Raw genomic sequence first — 20,036 nt, forward strand, 5'->3', positions numbered from 1 at the left:
TGATGCCACGCCCAGGATTCGTTCTCGACGTCGATCGTTCGACACCACCCATGCTCTTCTGGCGCGGCGAGAACTTCAGCCTCGAACGTCTCCCCGCCGACCGCAGCCGAGTCATCTATCCACCCGAACCGCTGGCCGGCATCGAAGACGTCGACGGCGCCATTCGCAACGCGCTGCTCAATCCCATGGATGCCGAGCCGCTCCCGACGCTGCTCAAGCCAGACATGAAGCTCACCATTTGCTTTGACGACGCGTCGCTCTCTTTGCCCAAAATGCGCCAGCCAGACACGCGTCAACGCATCATCGAGGCCGTGCTCGAAATGGCAGCAGCGGCTGGCGTCGACGACGTCCATCTCATCGCTGCGCTCGGTCTGCACCGGCGGATGCACGACTACGAACTCAAGCACGTGCTCGGCGATCGCATCTTCGACGCTTTCCATCCTCGCGGCACGCTGTATCAGCACGACGCCGAGGACTACGACAACCTGGCAGTGATCGGCGAGACCGAGGAAGGCGAGGTCCTTGAGATCAACAAGCGTGTCGCTGAGTCCGACCTCGTCGTCTACGCCAACGTCAACCAAGTCGCCATGGATGGTGGCTGGAAGTCGATCACCACTGGCGTCGCTTCGTATCGGTGCCTGAGCTTTCACCACAACCCGAAGACGCTGCAGAACACCCGCAGCCTGATGGATCGCCATCACAGCGATCTCCACAAGAGCTTGTGGCGAATGGGCAAGGTCCTGCGCGACAGCGGTCCGCAGGTGTTCACGGTCGAGACCACGCTGAACACGAACACGTTCCCCAAGCCCTTTGACTTCCTCGCGAAGCGCGAATGGGAGTGGAACGCCAAGGACCGGGCAACGTACCTCGCCACGCAGAAATCGCTGAGCGCGATGCCGGTCAAGGCACGCCGCAAGATCATGCACAGCATCGAGTCGCCATATGAGATGACCAGCGTCCAGGCCGGATTCACACCGACCGTGCACGAAGAGACGCTGAAGAACGTCTACGCCCAGCACCTTGTTGAAGTCGAGGGCCAGACCGACATCTTGACCATGGGCATCCCCTACATCTGCCCGTACAACCCTGAGGGCATCATGAACCCGATCCTCGTCATGTGTATGGGCTTGGGATACCTGTTCAACATGTACCGCGGCAAACCGCTGGTGCGCGAGGGCGGTGTCATCATCATGACGCACCCGACGTATCCCGACTTCAACCCCATCCACCATCCGAGCTACATCGACTTCTTCGAAGAGGTGCTGCCCGACTCGACCGACCCTGCGGTGATGAGCGAGAAGTGGGAGAAGAAGTACGCCGAGGATGAGTGGTACCGACACCTTTACCGAACGGGCAATGCGTATCACGGCGTGCATCCGTTCTACGCCTGGTACTGGGGAGCTCACGGCCAACAGCACGCGGGCAAGGTCATCATCGTCGGCGGTGACGCCCCCACGGTTCGACGCTTGGGGTTCACGCCCGCTTCGACGATGAACGACGCCTTGGAGATCGCGAGCGACGTTGTCGGCCGGTCACCGTCGATCACCCACCTCCACGTACCCTCGGTCCTGGTCGCCGACGTCAAGTAGGGCGCTCCGGCAATGGCCTCTTCACACATCAAACGGGCACAACGGCTCGCTGGCACCGCCGAACGCGCGCTCAGTCAGGCCACCACACCACTGCGCAACTTCGGGTTCCCGTACCGCACCCCGACCGTGCCGCGTGGCGTCGAAGTGCCACCCGAGGTATCGGGACTTGGCGCCCACTACGACACCGAATGGGCACGCCGTCCACTTGCGTCGGGCGTGCGCGGAATCATCACCGAAGGCCCGATTCGCCTCGCAGCGCGTGCACTGACCAACCCCGAGGTCACTGGCGTCGACCGGTTGAGCGACCTCACCCGGTTGGAAAATCCGCCCCCGGTGATCTTTGCTCCGACACACCACAGTCACCTCGACACCGGCGTGATGATCCGGTCGATCCCGACCGTGTGGCGACGCCAGCTGGTCGTCGCCGCTGCTGCTGACTACTTCTTCGACAAGAAGTGGAAGTCGGCAATTTCGGCGCTGTCACTCAACGCGGTGCCGATCGACCGCGAGTCGACGGGGCGAACCTCGAGCGACCTGCTGTCGGGACTCATCGCTGATGGCTACAGCCTGGTGATCTACCCAGAGGGCGGCCGCTCCCCTGACGGTTGGGGCCAGGATTTCAAGGGCGGCGCCGCGTACCTGGCGTCGAAGACCGCTACACCGGTGGTGCCCGTGTTCATCGACGGCACCGGCGCCATCTTCGGCAAGGGTATGAAGTGGCCCAAGCCCGGCAGCACGAAGATCGTGTTCGGCTCGGCCCTCTCGCCCCTCGAAGGTGAATCGACCCGGCGGTTCAACGCTCGTATCGAAGCTGCCGTCACCGTGCTCGGCGACGAGGCGATCACCGACTATTGGTCTGCCCGCCAACGAGCTGCCCGCGGCACGAGCCCGGCATTGACCGGCCCGGAGCACACCAGCTGGCGACGTGACTGGGACCTTGCGGACCGGCGCAAACTCGGGGCTGCCAGCAAGCGCCGCAGACAGAAGCGCACCTGGCCCGACCTCGGCTGAGCAGCGAGGCGAACACTCACCAGGTGTCGATGTTGGGCCGTTCACCGCGCGACGGGGGCGCTGCAGCGAGCAGCGTGGTGATCCAGCGCCGCGTGTCGGCCGGGTCGATCACGTCGTCGATTTCGAAGTGTGTGGCGACGCTGACCGCCTTGCCGTGTTCGTACATCCGATCGACCATCGTGTTGAACAGCGCTTCACGCTCTGCGTCGCTCGCTGCGGCCTCGAGCTCCTTGCGGTAACCAAGCCGCACCGCACCTTCGAGTCCCATGCCTCCGAACTCTCCCGTTGGCCACGACAGGCAAGCCAGCGGAGCCTTCGTGGAACCGCCCATCATCGCCTGGGCGCCGAGGCCGTAGGACTTCCTCGTCACGACGGTCACCATCGGGACCGAGAGGTTGGCTCCCGTCACGAACAGGCGGCTGCAATGGCGAACCAACGCTGTCTCTTCCACGTCGGGGCCGACCATCATGCCGGGCGTGTCACACAACGTGATCACCGGCAGCCCGTGTGCATCGCAAAGCTGCATGAACCGAGCCGCCTTGTCGGCACCATCGGAATCGATCGCTCCAGCCAAGTGGTGCGGGTTGTTGGCGACGACCCCCACGGGCCGCCCCTCGACGCGCGCCAATGCCGTGACCATGCCCAGGCCAAAGTCGCGCCGCAGTTCCGTGACCGAGCCAACGTCGAAGAGGCCATCGATGACGCGCCGGATGTCGTAGGCCCGGAGTCGGTCAAGCGGCACGACGTCGCGCAGGGCGGTCTGATCCGGCGACTCCCACAATTCAACCGAGCCCTGGAAGTACCCGACCAGCCGCTTCGCGATTGTGGTGGCCTCGGCTTCGTCGGCAGCGACGATGTCGACCACGCCATTGGCACGCTGCACCTCGATCGGACCGATCTCGAGCGGCTCGTACACACCCAAACCGCCGCCTTCGATCATCGCTGGACCGCCCATGCCGATGTTCGAATCTTCCGTGGCGATCACGATGTCGCAACACCCCAACAGGGCTGCGTTGCCGGCGAAGCAATAGCCGGCGTTGACGCCGATGAGCGGCACCGTCCCCGACAACTCGGCAAACCAGAGAAATGCCAGGCAGTCGAGGCCACTCACCCCGAGTTGGTCGGTGTCGCCGGGCCTGCCGCCACCACCTTCGGTGAAGAACACCACCGGCAAGCGGAGCTGCTCAGCCAGCTCGAACAGTCGATCCTTCTTGCGGTGGTTCTGCGTACCCTGGGTCCCGGCAAGCACGGTGTAGTCGTACGACATCGCAATGCACTTGCGTGTGCGTTCGTCAGCAAACAGATCCCCGTTGACGTCTCCGATACCGGCAACGAGTCCGTCGCCCGGTGTGTTCTCGATCAGGTCGGCCAGGTCCCGTCGCCGACGCTGCGCGGCAATGACGAGCGGCCCGTACTCGATCAAGCTCCCCTCATCGACGAGGTCAGCAACGTTCTCCCGCGCCGTGCGCCTCCCGCGCCGCCGACGCTTCGCCACGGCCTCCGGTCGCGCCGCGTCGAGCCCACCCTCATGTCGCTCGATGACTTCGGTCAGATCGGGCCGGTCGAGTCCAGTCGGCAGCGCCATCGCCGAGGAAATGTCGGGGGGCGGCAGCGTTGCGTCGTCATCGGAGTCCACCGGGTCGCCGAGCGACATCAAGACGTCACCAACAGCGAGCGTCGCGCCTTCGACAACCGCAATCGACGCGACCACCCCATCAGCGGGAGCAACCACCTCGTGGTGCATCTTCATCGACTCAACCAGCGCCAGAGCCCCGCCAAACCGCACCGCTTCACCCGGGCGCGCCAACAACGCCACCACGGTTCCCTGCAACTCCGACACCACGTCAATCGTCATCGCCAGTGTTTACAGCACTCGCCCCCTCTGCCCCGAAGCGGTGAGTCTGTTGGCCGTCTGCTGAAGTCAGCGTGCTACGAAGGTGAGCGTTGGAAGGTGGTGATCGACTGATCCCCCATCACGAGTTCAGCGGCGACAGCTGCGAAAAGCGCGGGCACAATGAAACCTGGCTGTCCCGTCGTTTCGGCAACGAACATGACAGCGGCGAGCGGCACGCGGTAGCCGGCGCCGAGGAATGCCGCCACGCCAAGAATGACGTACAAGGTGGGGTCAAGCGGGTTGATGATGTCGCCCACACCGCGCCCAACGATGGCTCCGCCAACCACGAGCGGAATGAATACACCGCCGACGCCGCCGCCGGCGAGGGTCACTGCCGTCGAGAGACATCGAATGAAGAAGATCGCGGCGAGCAGCCAGATGGCATGCTCCTCACCCAGCCAGCCGAACACCTCATAGCCGGACCCGAGCGTGAGGCTCTCGCCGGTCAGTGCCCGGGTCAGCATGAAGAGACCGGTGAGCGACGCTCCCGTGATCACCAGTCGGACCGTGATCGGGCGAAGCGTGAAGGCCTTGGCCATGCGGATCAGTCGCGAGAATGCGCGTGCGCCGAGCGCACACCCGATACCGATGAACACAGCACCCGCCAGGTCCTTGTACTGGAACGCAACGGCCCGGTCGGTGTCGAAGGAGAAGATGGGTTTGGTGCTGCTGAAGGCAACGAAGACGAGATAGCCCGATGCCGACGCAACCAGCGCCGGGAGCAGCATGCGTCGTGCCATCTGGTCGCGAAACGGAACTTCAAGAGCAAAGATCGCACCGGTGGCGGGCGCCTTGAAAATCGCCGCGACACCAGCAGCGGCCCCCGCGACGAGCAGCGTTCGGTAGTCGGCGCCTCGAAAGGCAGCGGGGAGCCGCCGCTGGATGAACGCACCCATCGCCGACCCGCCGTACATCGACGGGCCTTCCAGCCCCATTGCCCCACCCATGCCAAGCGTCGCGATTGCCGCCATGATGCGACCGATGAAGGCTCGGGGTCGGAGTGGGTATTCCGAGTCGTGGAACGCGCGCAGGTATTCATCCGAGGTAGCTGGCGATGCGCCGTTGCCAACGATCCGGAGGATGAGTGCCGCCGCAACCAGTCCGAGGCCCGGCGCGATGGCGGCGAACCAGAGTGGACCGTGCAGCACTCTGTCGAAAGCCACCTCGGCGACGACAAATTCGAAGAAACGGACGCCGAGTCCGGTGATTGCTCCGGTGACCGCAGCCAGCAACACGACTTCGCGTGATCGCCGAACAAGGTCGCGTAGTTCGCCCGTGCGGATGTCGAAGGCGGCGGGCGTCATCGCCGTCATCACCTTGGGTCGCCACACGACCTCCGACTCTACGCCTTCAACACAACATGTTTCGCAGGCTGCGCCGGCTTCGTCGCAGTCTGTTCAAGTTTGTCGCTCAACTGGCCAATTCGATGCAGGCCTGACACTCCCGCGGCTCGATCGCCTCATGCGTTCAGCTTGGCAGCCGGGCGCGGTCAGGATTGACGAGCGAGCTCGTCGGCGAAGTACGGAATCGTCTTCGCAAGCCCTGCGCGGAGTGCGATCGTCGGCGCCCAGTCGAGGTGCCGTGTTGCGAGGGTGATGTCGGGCTGGCGTTGCTTCGGATCGTCGCTCGGCAGCGGTTCGTGGACGAGACCAGCGGTGGAGCCGGTCAGTTCGACCACAATTTCAGCGAGCTCGAGCATGGTGAATTCGACAGGGTTGCCGATGTTGATTGGCCCGGTCTGGTCACTGTCGAGCAGGGCGACAAAACCGCGCACCTCATCAGCGACGTAGCAGAAGCTGCGTGTCTGTTGACCATCGCCGTAGATCGTGAGCGCCTCACCACGCAGCGCCTGCACGATGAAGTTCGACACGACCCGACCATCGTCGGGCTGCATGCGCGGACCATAGGTGTTGAAGATCCGAACGATCTTCACGTCAACGCCCTTGCTGCGGTGATAAGCCATCGTCAACGCCTCAGAGAAACGCTTTGCCTCGTCATACATCGAACGATGACCGATCGAGTTGACGTGACCCCAGTACGTCTCGGGCTGAGGATGCACCAGCGGGTCTCCATAGACCTCACTCGTCGACGCCATGAAGAACGTTGCCGATTTGCGATCGGCGAGTTCGAGCAGGTTGCGTGTACCGATGCTGCCGACATCAAGCGTTTCGATCGGGAACGCGTAGTAGTCCTTCGGTGATGCCGGACTGGCCAAGTTCATCACTGCATCGACGTCACCGTCGACGTCACATGCCACGACGATGTCCTGCTCGATCAACGTGAACGAGTCGTGACCGATCAAATGCGCAACGTTGGCGGCACGACCGGTGATGTAGTTGTCGACGCAGACGACCTCGTCGCCGCGGTCGATCAGAGCATCACAAAGATGCGATCCGAGGAAGCCCGCACCGCCGGCAACGACGACGCGCACTATCGGCGTCCGACGCCGTCGTAACCGAGTCCGACTCGCTTGACGTTCCACGGATCGAACATGTTGCGCATATCCACCAGTGTGGTCCCCGCACCCACCCGTTCAGCAACATCTTCCAAATCGATCTTCGCGAACTCTGGCCACTCCGTGAACACACACAGCACGTCAGCGCCGTCAGCGACCTCGATCAGCTCCGAACACAACTCGATGCCATCCAACGCGACCGCCTGATGTGGACTGAGCTCACCGCACGTTGTCGGGTCGAACGCCCGCACACGCGCCCCAGCCTTGCGCAGCTCGGCAATGATCGCCATTGCCGGCGACTCACGCAAATCATCAGTGCCAGCTTTGAACGTCAACCCCATCGCACCAACAGTCACACCCTCCAAATTCGAATGGTGTCGACCCACCGCCCTGGCGACCTTGTCGACCATCCGGGCACGTTGTTCGTCGTTGACCTCGACCACACCGCGCATCATCGAAAAGTTGTAGCCATGATCTTCGGCGATCTTGACCAACGCACGAGAGTCCTTCGGGAAACAACTCCCGCCCCAACCCGGGCCCGGATTCAAGAACTGCCGGCCAATCCGCTTATCAGAACCAATCCCGTCGACAACGGCTGCAACATCGGCACCCACCGCCTCACACATCGCAGCCACCGCATTCACAAAAGAGATCTTCATCGCCAAGAAACCGTTCGCCGCGTACTTGATCGTCTCCGCCGAGGACGGATCCGTAATGATGATCGGCGTGTCGATGCCGTCATAGAGCGCAGCAACCTTCTCCGCTGCCCCACGGTCACTGGAACCAATCACCACCCGATCGGGCAACAAGAAATCGCCAACAGCAGTGCCCTCACGCAGAAACTCCGGATTCGAGACCACGAACACGTCAGATCGCTGCAACACCTGCTCAACAGCAATCGTCGAACCCACCGGCACCGTTGACTTGTTCACCACCACCGCACCAGGCTTCAACACCGGCGCAATCTGCCCAGCCGCCGCCTCGATATACGACAGATCCGCTGAACCGTCCTCACCCTGCGGCGTCGGCACACACAAAAACACGATGTCGGCATCAACCGCAGCAGCCTCGGCACCCAACACGAACTCGAGACGACCCAACCCTCGAGCATCGGTCACGACCTGCTCCAAGCCGTCCTCCACAATCGGAATATGGCCAGCATTCAACATGTCGACCTTGCGCTGATCAATATCACCACACACCACGTGATGACCCATATGCGCAAAACACGCACCCGTCGTCAAACCCACATAGCCGGTCCCCACCACACCCAAACGAATCGACGAATCTGGCATAGGAGTGAAACCTCGAGTGATGATGTCGGACATGGCGCCCGCCCTTTCGTGCCGATGAAACCGTTCGTCGGTCCCGGCACCACGAAGGTCAGGACCCGTCAGGATATCGGCCGATTCTCAACGAACTTGAGACGGCTCCTCCAACACGAACTGAGCCACGGACGTCTGACACCTCCGAGAGCAGTCGGAATGAGCAGTCGGAGAGCAGTCGGTGGACCGCGAGTTCCGATTGTTGATCAGTTGCGCGGAACTTCGTTCCAGGGCACGGACTTGTCGACACGGGGCTCGCCGGGGAGTCCGAGGACCTGCTCACCGAGGATGTTCCGCATGATCTCTGACGTGCCGCCTTCAATGGAGTTTGCACGAACTCGGAGAAACGCGTAGCGCAGTCCGTGCGCAGAGCCGCTCGCAATGGATTCCTCAGGACGACGGAAGGTGTAGTCGTAGTCAATCAAGGCGTCGGCGCCGAGCAAGTTCATACAGAACTCGTACAGCCCCATGTTCAGTTGCGAGTACGCCAGCTTGGCAATCGACATTTCAGGGCCGGGGTTTCCGGACCGCGCGTTCTGGCTTGCGCGCATGTTGGTCAGGCGGCCGACTTCGGCCTCAACCCAGAACTGCATCAGTCGATCCTTGGTGGCCGGGTCCTTGCGTGACTCGTCCATGGCTTCCCATACTTCGACGGCGTCGTTCGCCGCGCCGCCGCGCCGGGGCACACCGCCGCCGCCGCCGCCAATGGCGTTGCGCTCGTTCATCAGCGTGGTCAGGCTGGCCCGCCAGCCTTCGCCGACCGCTCCGACGCGACAGTCGTCCGGCACGCGGACGTCGGTCATGTAGACCTCGTTGAACTCTGCCTCACCCGTGATCTGACGCAATGGCCGAACTTCGACACCCTCGGCGCGCATGTCGAGTGCGAAGTAGGTCATGCCCTTGTGCTTCGGTGCCTCAGGATCTGTGCGGGTGACCAGCATCCCGAAATCAGCGACGTGCGCCAACGTGTTCCACACCTTTTGGCCGTTGACGATCCATTCGTCGCCGTCGCGCTCGGCGCGGGTACCGAGTCCAGCAAAGTCAGATCCTGCACCAGGCTCGGAAAACAGCTGACACCACTTCTCTTCGCCGGTGAACATCGGGCGGAGAAAGCGTTCTTTCACGGCGTCATCGCCGTGCGTCGCAATCGTCGGCCCTGCCAGCGCCATGAAGAACGTGCTCGGGTCAGTCGGCTTCGCTCCGGCCTCCTTCAGGCGACGCTCGACGATGCGGTTCAATTCGGGGCGCAGCCCGAGTCCTCCGTCACCTTCGGCAAAGTGGACCCAGGCCAGTCCGGCGTCGAATCGAGCGCCACGAAATTCGGCGTTGTCCATTGTCGAGGGGTCGTGAGCGGCGAGCAGCGCGTCGAGCGCATCATTGACCCGTTGCGTCTCGGGATCGACGGATCTCGATCCGGCAGCGGCGTCGGTCTCGTTGAGTGTTGCGGTCATTCGTGCAGTGTCGCAGAAGGCCGTTGTCGTCACGAAGTTGGCCCGACGACACACGTCACGTCATGGACGCCGAAGAGACCCTGCCAGCATCCCGCTTCCGTATCTTCGTGCTGGGTACCTTCGAAGCGTGCTTGCATTTGCCGCGACGCCAGGATTGCTCGAAACACTCGAGGAGGGATGCGGTGATGACCCCTCGTTCATTTGCGAGCAGGTGTACGACCTCACTGACGGCAACGAGGACTTGACCCAAGTCGTTGACTGGGTGCTTCATCGGCCGCTCACGATTCTGATCATTCTCGCCGTTGCGTGGATATCAAGTCGGCTCGCCCGACGTTATGTCTTTCGTGCGGTCGAGAAATTCGTGGACTCCGACAGCTCAGCAGCTGCTCGTCGTCTCCGCCAGATCGGCATTGATCTCCCCGAGACGATCAGCGGCGAGGAACCCGATCCCCGCCGGCAGGCCCGGGCCGCCTCGATCGCGAACGTCGTCGGCAGCACGCTGGCGGTGTTGATCTGGACGGTCGCGACCATCTTGATCATTGGTGAACTGGGTTTCGATCTTGGCCCATTCATCGCCGGGGCTGGCATCGCTGGCGTGGCTCTTGGGTTCGGTGCCCAAGGTTTGGTCAAGGACTGTATTGCCGGACTGTTCATGCTGGTCGAGGACCAATATGGGATTGGCGATTTCGTCGATCTCGGCGAGGCAATTGGTGAAGTCGAAGAGGTGACGCTTCGAGTCACCAGGCTCCGCGGCCTCAACGGAACTGTCTGGCACGTGCCCAACGGTGAAGTTCGACGGGTCGGCAACACGTCCCAACTCTGGTCGGTTGCGCTCGTCGATGTCGATGTCGCGTACGACAGCGACCTTGACGAAACGCGTGAGCTGATGCTGAGCACCACACAGGAGGTGTGCCGATCCGAAGCGTGGAGGGCGGACGTACTTGAGGATCCGATTGTGCTCGGCGTCGAAGCCTTGGGTGCTGACGGCATCACGATGCGCATGATCGTGAAGACCACACCGGGCTCGCAGTGGGCTCTGCAGCGACGGCTGCGTGAAGCACTCAAATCGTCGTTCGACAATGCCGGGATCGAAATTCCGTTCCCACAACGCACCGTGTGGATGCGCGGCGAGAGCGAGGCAAACACCGGCGACGGATCAGAAACGATCGGCGATCACGCCGGCACGTGACCACCGTGCCCAGCTCTTTCAAGATTCCCCGGCTTTCGTCAAAGAAGCTGCGCCGCGCGCTGGCGGCTGCCACAATGTCGCAATGTTGATCGGCATGGTGGCGCTGGGTTGGGACGTGGTCTCCGCTACGCCATCCGGTCGCGGCCTCGTCATTGGAATCCTCCTGCTCGCCATCGCGGCGATCGGCCTCTGGTTCGCTGAACGTCACGTCGCTCCCACTCGCCCGCAGCCGGCGGATCACCCCGGCGAGCTCCGCAGAGAATCACCCGCCGTCGTCAACATGTTGACCAATGATGCAACGCTGACGGCATCAGGGTTCCGGGCCACCCTCATCGATCTGGCCGCTCGCGGCTGGCTGCGCCTACTGCCACCGGCCGACGACGATGATGACCTGGGTCGGGTGCGACCCGCTGCCACGGCCTATGAGGGAGATGCGCTCCTCCCCCACGAGCGCCTCGTACTGCAACACGTGATGGCCCGGTTCACGACCGACCGAGCGATTCCCGTGCGATTTCTGGCAGTTGACGTCAAGGGTGCATGGTGGCGTCGGTTCCGTTCCCTCGTTGTCGACGACGCCCAGCAGGCCGGACTCTTGCGTCGACGTTGGACGGCGCAGCTGCTGGCTGCCCCTGCCGTGCTCGTCGTTCTCGCTGGGTTGATCATCTGGGCGGCGCGCGACGGTGACGTCGATGTCGCCGTCGTCGACTCGATCGAGCGTCGGGCGTGGTTCTTCGCAGCGCTCCTCGGCGTGGCGGCACTTGGCTATCGCATCGTTCGTCACGCCATCGACCACTCCCTCACTCATACCGAGGCGGGCCTTGCGGCGACGCGAGAATGGCTGGCAGTCCGTCAGCAGCTGGTCGAGGCCGACTACGGGCCGATGGCCCCCAGCGCGATCGAGGTCGGTGATCGCAGTCTCGGCTACGCCTCGGCGATGTGCCTCGCCGAGGGCGCAGCGGTCGAGCTGCCCTTGGCCCGCGAAGACCACCACCGCGCGTGGAGCAACGTTGGCCAGCACGCACGTTTGGTGCGAGTGAAATATCCAACGCGTCTCGGGTACGGCCTGCACCCCGTGGTCGCGATGGTCGCCGGACTCGTCGCTGCGTTCGTCGGATTGCGTCTCCGACGGTTCTTCAGCGACGCCGCCCGTGGCGACACTCTGGATTCGTTGTACGAGCGCTTCCCGGAACAGGACTGGCTCATCGCAGACGTGGCAACAGGGCTCACCGTGCTCACGTTCGCCCCCATCCTGGCCGGCGTCTTCGTTGCCATCGCTGGCGCTGCCGACGTGTTCAGCACCGTCGAACGGACCGGCGTCGTGCTCCGGGCTCGTCAACCTGCCGAAGTGGCGCCACTACCTCGTTTGATTCGCAGGCTCATCGAACGCGATCGATACACGCTGTTCGTGGCAATCGACGATGGGACCTCAGACACGGTTGTGGCATGGCGCGCAGGCGAGCGCAATGCCATCCCCCAGGGAGCGAACGCAACCGTGCGGGCCTCACCGGTACTCGGCTACGTCCGCCGCGCGGTTCCGGTCGGACACATTCTCGTCGACGACTAGCGACTCGTCGACGACGAGCGACTCGTCGACGACGAGCGAGCGGCTGGTCGGGCGGAGTCGGCGTTGCGCCGGATGGCGTCAACGATTTCTTGCTGGCGCGGCTCGGGCACGTCGTGGCCCATGTCAGGGAACATCAACAGCCGAGAGCCAGGAATCGCCGCAGCAGTTGCCGTACCACCGCTCGGCCGCACCAATTTGTCCATCAACCCATGGATGACGAGCGCGGGAAGGTCAAGCTTGCGCAGCGCTGGTGTTCGGTCCGGACTCGCCATGATGGCCGCCGTCTGGCGGCCTGTGCCCGCAGGCCGAAATGACCGGTCGACGCTGATCTGGGAGCGGCGCAGATGCTCTGACGGGTCGAAGTGGGACCCGCTGAAGAGGGCAAACATGTCGACCGAGCGCTGCGCTGCGGTCGCGCGGTTCGGCGTCGGCATTTTTGCCAGCTTCGGCATGATTGACGGAGCGATCCGACCGCTCTTGCGGTCACCGGTGTTGGACATGATCGACGTCAGTGATCGCACACGCTGCGGATGCTCGATTGCGATGGTCTGCGCGATCATGCCGCCCATCGACATCCCCACGACATGTGCTTGCTCAATACCGAGCGCGTCAAGCAGACCGATGGCGTCATTGGCCATATCGGTGATCAGGTAGCCGGCCTTTGGCGGACGCTTGACCAGCGTTGCAAGCACCGCTCGCGTTTGGGTGGGCGGCTCCCAGTCGAACTCGGTGGAGAGACCCTGATCACGATTGTCGAACGTGATCACTTGGAAACCTGCAGCAACGAACCGGTCGATGAATCCATCGGACCAGTCAGTGAGCTGGCCACCCAGGCCCATCACCATCAGCAGCGGTTCGCCTTCGCCAGTTGTCTCGTATTCGATCGTAATGCCGTTTGCTTCCACCGATGCCATGTCGCCGAGCGTACGCCAGCGAGGTCGCGAGCATCTCAGAGAGCGCGGAAGAAGCCGGCTTTCAAATAGGCGCCCTCGGGGAAGGTGACCGGGTGGTCGATGTCGTGGCCCGTGCGGACGAGCTGGCGGAGGTCGCGGCCCGCCGCGTCGGCAGCATCCAGCACCGTCGCATAGAACAAGTCGGCAGAGACCCGGCTCGAGCACGAGGCCTGGACGAAGATTCCACCGGGACGCACGAGGCGAAGTCCAATGTGGGTGAGCCGGGTGTAGGCCCGCACGGCAACGTCGACACTCGACTGTTTTTGTGCGAACGACGGCGGATCGACAATCACGATGTCGTAGGTCTTCCCAGCCCGGGCGAGGGCGATCATCACATCGAAGGCATCGCCGACTTCGGTGGTGTGTTCACACGCGGCCACCTCGGCTCGTGCCGCGTTGTGGGCCATGTTGCGCTCGGCAATCGCAAGCGTCGGGGCGGAGATGTCGACGCTGTGGACGCTGCGCGCTCCCCCTGCGGCGGCGTGCACACTGAAGCCGCCTGTTGACGCGAACACGTCCAAGACGTCGCGATCGCGAGAGAGCCGTCCGAGCCGGAGCCGATTAGCACGTTGATCGAGGAAGTGGCCCGTCTTCTGTCCGGTGCGAACGTCGGCCTCGAAAATGAGCCCGCCTTCCGTGAACAACACAGGCCCGTCGGGAATCTCTCCGGCAATCACGTCGCCGTCATCGAGTCCGTAGGTCTCACCGGCAGCGACGTTGCGCCCGAGCCGGAGGACCACCGACGTTGCATCGGTGGTGGTCATCAGCACATCTGTCAACAGGGCCAGGTGCGGAAACCAGACCGGCGAGTACAACTTGACGACGAGCGTGGTGTCGTACTGGTCGACCACGAAGCCGGGCAACCCGTCGTTTTCGCCGTTGATCAGCCTGAAAGCCGGGTGCCCAGCGGACTCGGCGTCCACGAGTGGTTGGCGGATCTGTCGAGCCGCGGCGATTGCTTGCGTCCAGAAGTCTGCATCGATGGTTGCAGGCTTGCCGACGTGCAGGATGCGGATGGCGATCGGACCGTTCGGGTCATAGAGGCCAATCGCGGCGAACCGTCGATCGTTGTCGAAGATGACCGCGAGGTCGCCCGGGGCACCATCATGATTCACCGATGCGACCGACTCATCAAACACCCAGGGGTGTCCCGCGCGTACGTGCCGGAGCGCGTCCGCGGTGATGCGGACGGCGAGGCGGCGGTCAGAGACCTGCGGGAGCGATTCGAGCACCAGGTGAGGTTACGGCCGCCCCGTCCGTTCTACCTCGGGATGAAACGGGCAGGCGGTCAGGCGTTCGGCAACACCACGACGCCAACACTCGGTGCGACGTTGCCGTCGTGCACGTCGGCCCACGCTGCTGCAGCTCCGTCGGAGCCGGTGCGGTGGTCGATCGACAGCCAGGTACGGCTGCCTTCGACGAACGATGTGAGCGCATCGGCGCATCGCTGTTGGTACACCTCGCGTCCCCACTGCTCCAAGCGTCGACCGACCTCCGACGGAGCAAAAAACAGCTCTGGCTGTGGGCCGGGCAACTGAGCCGCAGTTGCAGCATCGACATCGGGCGCGTCATGGTGGCTGCGGCCGACGGTCATCGAATACTTGAGCTGGTCGCCAAGATGGGTGTGCACCGATCCAAGCACCGTTGGATTGCCCGCCATGTCGATGGACACTGTTGCGACAGACGCATCGATGTCGGCGACCTCGTCGTAGGTGACGACCTGGTCGTAGTAGCCGAGGCCGCGCACGAAGTCAGCGTTGCCAGCCGAAGTCAGTCCGATGACCTTGGCGACGCCACGTTCCGCAGCACGCTGGGCAAACCCGATTGCCGTCTTCGACGATGCGGACAGTACGACGACCTGCGTTGCGCCGAAGTAGGCCGGTTCGCCGTTGTCGGTGCCGCCACCAGAATCGGCAAAGAACTCTTCGGCGAGGTAGCCGGTGAGGAACAGCCCGCGGAGCAGCACGTGGCGGTCTTCACCGTCGTCGGCAGCGTCGTACATCGCGTCGCGCTTCGTGTCGACGTATGAGCGATACACCGGCGCGTGCGGCTGCCGGTGGGCACCGTCGTCGCGGAACCCGTCGCTCACCAACGTGGCGGTGATGACCGTGGTCGATGCCATGGGGAACCATCCGTAGTAGCGACCGCCAACGGCGATGTCGGGGTTGTTCGACTCGACGACTTCGGCCCAGCCCATCGCCGGCACCTGACCGAACGGCAGCTCGGTGGGAAAGAATTCCCAGTACGCAAGCATGTCACCGAACACGGCGTAGGTGATGTTGTTGGCGGTCACGGCAAATCGATCGATACGCAGCCGGACCTGATTCTCATCGAGCGGCTGTTCGGCCATCTCGACGGTCTTGGTGGTGCCGATGACCTTGCGTTCGACGAGAAGTGCGTGATCCATCATTCCAGCATGACAGACCGCGGTTCGACGGTGTCAGCCGGTTGGAGCTGCTGCGCGTCAACCGACTACAACCGGGGCATGACTCAAGACGCCAACTACCGCAACACCGACCACGCGCCGCTCGATCTCAAGAGCCTGTTCGGTCTGTCCGGCAAGGTCGCCGTAGTCACCGGAGGCTCGCGCGGCATCGGCTACATGATCGCGGCCGGCCTGGTTGCCAATGGCGTGAAGGTCTACATCACTGCGCGAAAAGCCGCACAGTGTGATGCGGCGGCCGCAGAGTTGTCGCAGGCTGAGCCCGGACACGGCGAGTGCATCTCGATTCCGGCCGACATGTCGACTGCTGCCGGTATTGCGTCCCTGGTCAGTGCGTTCTCTGAGAACGAGAACCAGCTCGACATCCTGGTCAACAACGCCGGAGCTGCGTGGGGCGCTCCACTCGGCGAATTCCCCGAGATGGGCTTCGACAAGGTAATGGACATCAACGTCAAGGCGCCGTTCATGCTGACCCAGGCATTCCTCCCGCAGCTGAAAGCAGGCGCCTCGGACGAGGACCCGGCGCGTGTCGTGATGATTGGATCGATCGACGGCATCCGAGTCCCGGTCGGCGACAACTACTCGTACTCGGCGTCCAAGGCCGCCATTCACATGATGACGCGGCATATGGCCTCCCACTTGGTCGGTGAGCACATCCTGCTCAACTCGATCGCTCCTGGTCCGTTCCCATCAAAGATGATGGCCTACATGCTCGACGACGAGGACAACCGCAACATGGTTGAGGGCACGAACCCGCGCAAGCGGGTGGGCACGCCGCAAGACATCGCCGGCACCGTGATCTTCTTGTCCAGCCGAGCCAGCGCCTACACCACCGGCACCGTCATTCCCGTCGACGGCGGCATCTCCACGCTCTGAGCAGCAAGCAGCGGACTGATCGAAATGAAATGATGTCGTCATGGCAATGCGGTTGAAGGACTCGTACCACTTGGGCCAGCAAGTTGCTGACGACCCGCTCGTGCAGGTGATCGATGACTTCGTCACCGAGACCGAGCGGAGCCACATCATTCGGCTCACTGCGGACAAGCTCGACACTGCCCTGGTCAGCGCCGTCGGTGCAGCAAAGACCAGCGACGGACGGACGGGTTCGGTGGCGTGGGTCAAACACGACCACACACCGATCGTGCGGGGCTTGGTCAAGCGAGTGAGCAACCTCGTCGGCATTCCGGTGCGGCACGCTGAGTCGCTGCAGGTCGTGCACTACGGGGAGACCCAGGAGTACAAACCACACTTCGACGCGTACGACATGACGACGGAGAAGGGACAGCAGCGCACCGCCAAGGGCGGCCAGCGGCTCGTGACCGCGCTGATGTACCTCAACGAGGTCGAGGACGGCGGCGGCACGATTTTTCCAAAGCTCGACCTCGAAGTCGAGGCCCGCCCCGGCCGCATGGTGATCTTCCACAACGTGGGCGACAACGACCTCGAAGATTTGACGCGCCACCGCCACTCGCTGCATGGCGGGTCACCTGTGTGGGGTGGCCAAAAATGGGCCTGCAACCTGTGGTTCCGGCAGTTCCCATATGACACGAATACGACCCGAGGCCAGATCGGCAAACGCTCCAGTCGCAAACGTAGATAGGGACGGCGCTCACTGATGGCTCGAACGCCCAAGGTGGCCGGTACCTCGAAGCGATTTTGAACGCCTGGGAACGCAACCTGCGCACAGCCTTGAGCCGGCACAGCACGCCCGGATTGCTACCAACAAACGACCTGAAGAACATTGAGCTGCGACCTGGGTGTGGTCGGCTTTCTGCATGTTTAAAGACGCTGCCCGCAGCCAGTCGGTGAGCCGTACGCGCTCCGAGGTTGATGCCGAACTGCAGCCGAGCAAGGCCGCAGCTGTCCAGCGCCATGCTCCAGCGGCCACGCGTCGTCAGTCCGTGGTGCAGGCGAAGCTCAGCGTTGGGCCTGCCGATGACGTCTATGAGCGTGAAGCCGACGCCGTAGCGGATCAGGTCGTACGGTCATTGGCCGCACCGGCAGGCGCGGCAGCAGTTCCGGAGGGTCCGCGCGCTCAGCGCTCAGCGACAGCCAGGTCCGTTTCAGCGACCGTCGAAAGCGCGCCCCGAATCGGACGGGTTCGCCGGTCCGCAACGGTCGGCGTCGACGGAGGGGCATTGGATTCGGACACAGAAGCGGAAATCACCTCGACGCGGGGCGGCGGCCGAGCGATGCGCGCTGACGCTCGAAGCAGCATGGAGGGAGCCTTCGGAGCCGACTTCGGGCACATCCGGATTCACGAAGGTTCCAAGGCGTCGGAGTTGAACGATCGAATTCAGGCCAAGGCGTTCACGGTTGGCAGCGACATCTACTTTCGCGATGGCGCACCTGATACCTCATCGAGAGAAGGCCAACATCTCCTCGCTCACGAACTGACCCACACCGTACAACAGGGCGGCCGAGTGCAGCGATCGACTGGCAGCATCCAGCGTCATACCGATGTCGTTCAGCGTGGCTTCATGGACTCGATCGCGAACTTCTTTGGCGGAAAGAAAAAAGATGCCTCCCCCGCCAAAGGCTCCGAGATAAGCGGCCCGACCAATGTCTCGATCAACGGACAGTACGCCGAACCGGGCTTGGAGGACATGGGCGGAAATTGGCAAGTGTTCCCGGCTGATGACATCTTCCGGGCAGTCATGCCGAGCGTGAGAAAGAACACGTATGCATTGCTCACAAACTCCGCCATGTCGGGTCCCGTCTTTATCAATTCGCCGGAAGCCCAGACGTTGGGCGACCCAATGTTTCTGTCACCAAAACCCGGTGAGGAACGGCAAAGTACGGATAGAAAGAGCGACCGCGCCAATCGGATCGCGACGGACCCCAAGGCCGCCGCAGCGTTTGAGGCATGGTCCAAAACTGCATACGTGCCGGAAGCGAACTTTTGGCGTGCACAGTATCTGTACAGTCAAAGCCCATCGGTTGCTGCATTCCTAAAAATCTACAACCAATACGTGGCTTCAACTTTCACTATCATGGCTCCAGAAGATGCCATGCAGGAACTCCACGGATGGGCAAATTGGATAAAGGGCGGACGTCAGGGACCCACCCCCGAGCGCGTCACAGAGTTCAGGACGGGGAACTGATCCAGCGGCGTTGGCGGTGCTGCGTCGCTGGCCATCTCGACGACGACCACTCAACCCTCAGACGAACGCGTTGACGCCGGTGGCGGCGGCGGACACATCCCACAGCTTGGCGGCGTTGGCGGCGTCGATGGCATACGGCTTGACGCCGAAGAACCTGCCCATTGCGTTATCGGGGTCTTCGAGATTGGCGATGTCGGCGTCTTCGCAATACACACCGCCCATTCCGTCCAACTGTGGTGAGGTGGCAGCAAAGATCGACGTCGATGCTCCCTGTTCAGGTGTTTTGAACAACTCGTTGATGTTGCCCGCCTCGTCCATCCAGCCCATCGCAATCATCTCTTCTTTCGGAAGGTGGCGCTGCAGCTCGGTCATGATGCCCCCGGGGTGTACGGCGAATGCGCGAACGCCATGTTCAGCGCCGAGGGCGTCGAGGTGGACGGCGAACAAAGAGTTGGCGGTCTTCGCCTGGCCGTAGGCAATCCACTTGTCATAGTCGGACGTGAAGTGGATGTCGTCGTAACGAATATCAGAGAGCTTGTGGCCGGTCGACGACAGCGCGACCACTCGAGCACCGCCGTCGGCATCCAGGGCAGGCCACATCTTGTTGGTCATCACATAATGCCCGAGATGATTCGTCGCGAACTGCGCTTCCCACCCGTCGCCGACCCGCGTCTCGGGGCACGCCATGATTGCGGCGTTGTTGATCAGGATGTCGACGGACCGGTCGCCGTCGGCGATGCGCTGACCAAACCCGCCGGCGCTCGCGACGTCACCCAGGTCCATCTCGTCGACGGTGATGGTGCCTGCGGTGTCACCCAGTCCGGCCAGCACTTCTCGTGCATGATCGGGACGGCGGGCGGGGACGATGACGTCAGCGCCCGCTTCTGCGAGGCCTTTTGTCGTTTCGAGGCCGAGACCCGAATAGCCCCCGGTGACAACAGCGAGCTTGCCGGAAAGGTCGGCGCCCGCAATGACTTCCGATGGCGTCGAGCGCATCCCGAATCCGGAGCCAAGTGCTTGCTGTGGAGTGCGTTGCTGAGCGGTCATCTCGGGAACGT

General features: G+C 62.9%; 16 protein-coding genes. 7 read left to right on the top strand and 9 right to left on the bottom strand.

Going from position 1 to position 20,036, the window contains the following annotated elements; all coding sequences use genetic code 11:
* The first annotated feature begins 2 nt into the window (after positions 1–2).
* Positions 3–1,589 carry a lactate racemase domain-containing protein gene (locus ACH2DW_RS06850; RefSeq protein ID WP_394928982.1) on the top strand — a complete coding sequence of 529 codons (1,587 nt, stop codon included), beginning with the start codon at positions 3–5 and terminating at the stop codon, positions 1,587–1,589.
* Positions 1,590–1,601: 12 nt separating this feature from the next.
* Positions 1,602–2,600 carry a lysophospholipid acyltransferase family protein gene (locus ACH2DW_RS06855; protein WP_394928983.1) on the top strand — a complete coding sequence of 333 codons (999 nt, stop codon included), beginning with the start codon at positions 1,602–1,604 and terminating at the stop codon, positions 2,598–2,600.
* Positions 2,601–2,616: 16 nt separating this feature from the next.
* Here the strand turns inward: ACH2DW_RS06855 and ACH2DW_RS06860 are convergent, their stop codons facing one another.
* The 5 genes from ACH2DW_RS06860 to ACH2DW_RS06880 all read right to left on the bottom strand — a co-directional run bounded on the left by ACH2DW_RS06860 (position 2,617) and on the right by ACH2DW_RS06880 (position 9,725).
* Positions 2,617–4,455: a carboxyl transferase domain-containing protein gene (locus ACH2DW_RS06860; protein ID WP_394928984.1), complete on the bottom strand. Its 1,839-nt coding sequence runs from the start codon at positions 4,453–4,455 to the stop codon at positions 2,617–2,619.
* A 74-nt stretch (positions 4,456–4,529) separates the two neighbouring features.
* Positions 4,530–5,825 (bottom strand): chloride channel protein, encoded by a 1,296-nt coding sequence (locus ACH2DW_RS06865; RefSeq protein WP_394928985.1) that lies wholly within the window; start codon positions 5,823–5,825, stop codon positions 4,530–4,532.
* Between the two features lie 158 nt (positions 5,826–5,983).
* The gene (locus ACH2DW_RS06870) at positions 5,984–6,925 is read right to left on the bottom strand and encodes a UDP-glucuronic acid decarboxylase family protein (protein WP_394928986.1); all 942 of its coding nucleotides are present in this window, start codon (positions 6,923–6,925) and stop codon (positions 5,984–5,986) included.
* A complete protein-coding gene (locus ACH2DW_RS06875) occupies positions 6,925–8,244 on the bottom strand; it encodes a UDP-glucose dehydrogenase family protein (protein WP_394929012.1) in 1,320 nt (439 codons plus the stop codon). Before ACH2DW_RS06875 ends, ACH2DW_RS06870 begins: the two co-directional genes overlap by 1 nt.
* Positions 8,245–8,480: 236 nt before the next feature.
* Positions 8,481–9,725 carry an acyl-CoA dehydrogenase family protein gene (locus tag ACH2DW_RS06880; protein ID WP_394928987.1) on the bottom strand — a complete coding sequence of 415 codons (1,245 nt, stop codon included), beginning with the start codon at positions 9,723–9,725 and terminating at the stop codon, positions 8,481–8,483.
* A 127-nt stretch (positions 9,726–9,852) separates the two neighbouring features.
* Between ACH2DW_RS06880 and ACH2DW_RS06885 the strand changes: the two genes are divergently transcribed.
* Together ACH2DW_RS06885 and ACH2DW_RS06890 are read left to right on the top strand one after the other, a co-directional pair.
* Complete coding sequence (locus ACH2DW_RS06885) at positions 9,853–10,914, top strand: mechanosensitive ion channel family protein (RefSeq protein WP_394928988.1); 1,062 nt, start codon at positions 9,853–9,855, stop codon at positions 10,912–10,914.
* Between the two features lie 82 nt (positions 10,915–10,996).
* A complete protein-coding gene (locus ACH2DW_RS06890) occupies positions 10,997–12,478 on the top strand; it encodes a hypothetical protein (protein ID WP_394928989.1) in 1,482 nt (493 codons plus the stop codon).
* Here ACH2DW_RS06890 and ACH2DW_RS06895 read toward each other — a convergent pair.
* Genes ACH2DW_RS06895 through ACH2DW_RS06905 form a run of 3 tightly spaced genes read right to left on the bottom strand, consistent with a single transcriptional unit; the run spans position 12,475 to position 15,838 of the window.
* A complete protein-coding gene (locus ACH2DW_RS06895; protein ID WP_394928990.1) occupies positions 12,475–13,392 on the bottom strand; it encodes an alpha/beta fold hydrolase in 918 nt (305 codons plus the stop codon). The genes ACH2DW_RS06890 and ACH2DW_RS06895 overlap by 4 nt on opposite strands.
* Positions 13,393–13,427: 35 nt before the next feature.
* A complete protein-coding gene (locus ACH2DW_RS06900) occupies positions 13,428–14,663 on the bottom strand; it encodes a class I SAM-dependent rRNA methyltransferase (RefSeq protein ID WP_394928991.1) in 1,236 nt (411 codons plus the stop codon).
* A gap of 56 nt (positions 14,664–14,719) precedes the next feature.
* Complete coding sequence (locus ACH2DW_RS06905) at positions 14,720–15,838, bottom strand: DUF2855 family protein (protein WP_394928992.1); 1,119 nt, start codon at positions 15,836–15,838, stop codon at positions 14,720–14,722.
* A gap of 78 nt (positions 15,839–15,916) precedes the next feature.
* Between ACH2DW_RS06905 and ACH2DW_RS06910 the strand changes: the two genes are divergently transcribed.
* From ACH2DW_RS06910 to ACH2DW_RS06920, 3 genes are all read left to right on the top strand, one after another.
* The gene (locus ACH2DW_RS06910; RefSeq protein WP_394928993.1) at positions 15,917–16,750 is read left to right on the top strand and encodes an SDR family oxidoreductase; all 834 of its coding nucleotides are present in this window, start codon (positions 15,917–15,919) and stop codon (positions 16,748–16,750) included.
* A gap of 40 nt (positions 16,751–16,790) precedes the next feature.
* Complete coding sequence (locus ACH2DW_RS06915; protein ID WP_394928994.1) at positions 16,791–17,474, top strand: prolyl hydroxylase family protein; 684 nt, start codon at positions 16,791–16,793, stop codon at positions 17,472–17,474.
* A gap of 592 nt (positions 17,475–18,066) precedes the next feature.
* Positions 18,067–18,978 carry a DUF4157 domain-containing protein gene (locus ACH2DW_RS06920; protein WP_394929013.1) on the top strand — a complete coding sequence of 304 codons (912 nt, stop codon included), beginning with the start codon at positions 18,067–18,069 and terminating at the stop codon, positions 18,976–18,978.
* 57 nt (positions 18,979–19,035) lie between these two features.
* On the opposite strand, the gene ACH2DW_RS06925 is transcribed toward ACH2DW_RS06920, so the two are convergent.
* Positions 19,036–20,025 (bottom strand): SDR family NAD(P)-dependent oxidoreductase, encoded by a 990-nt coding sequence (locus ACH2DW_RS06925; RefSeq protein ID WP_394928995.1) that lies wholly within the window; start codon positions 20,023–20,025, stop codon positions 19,036–19,038.
* Positions 20,026–20,036 lie beyond the last annotated feature (11 nt).

This window comes from uncultured Ilumatobacter sp. (assembly GCF_963980585.1).
Lineage (GTDB): Bacteria > Actinomycetota > Acidimicrobiia > Acidimicrobiales > Ilumatobacteraceae > Ilumatobacter_A.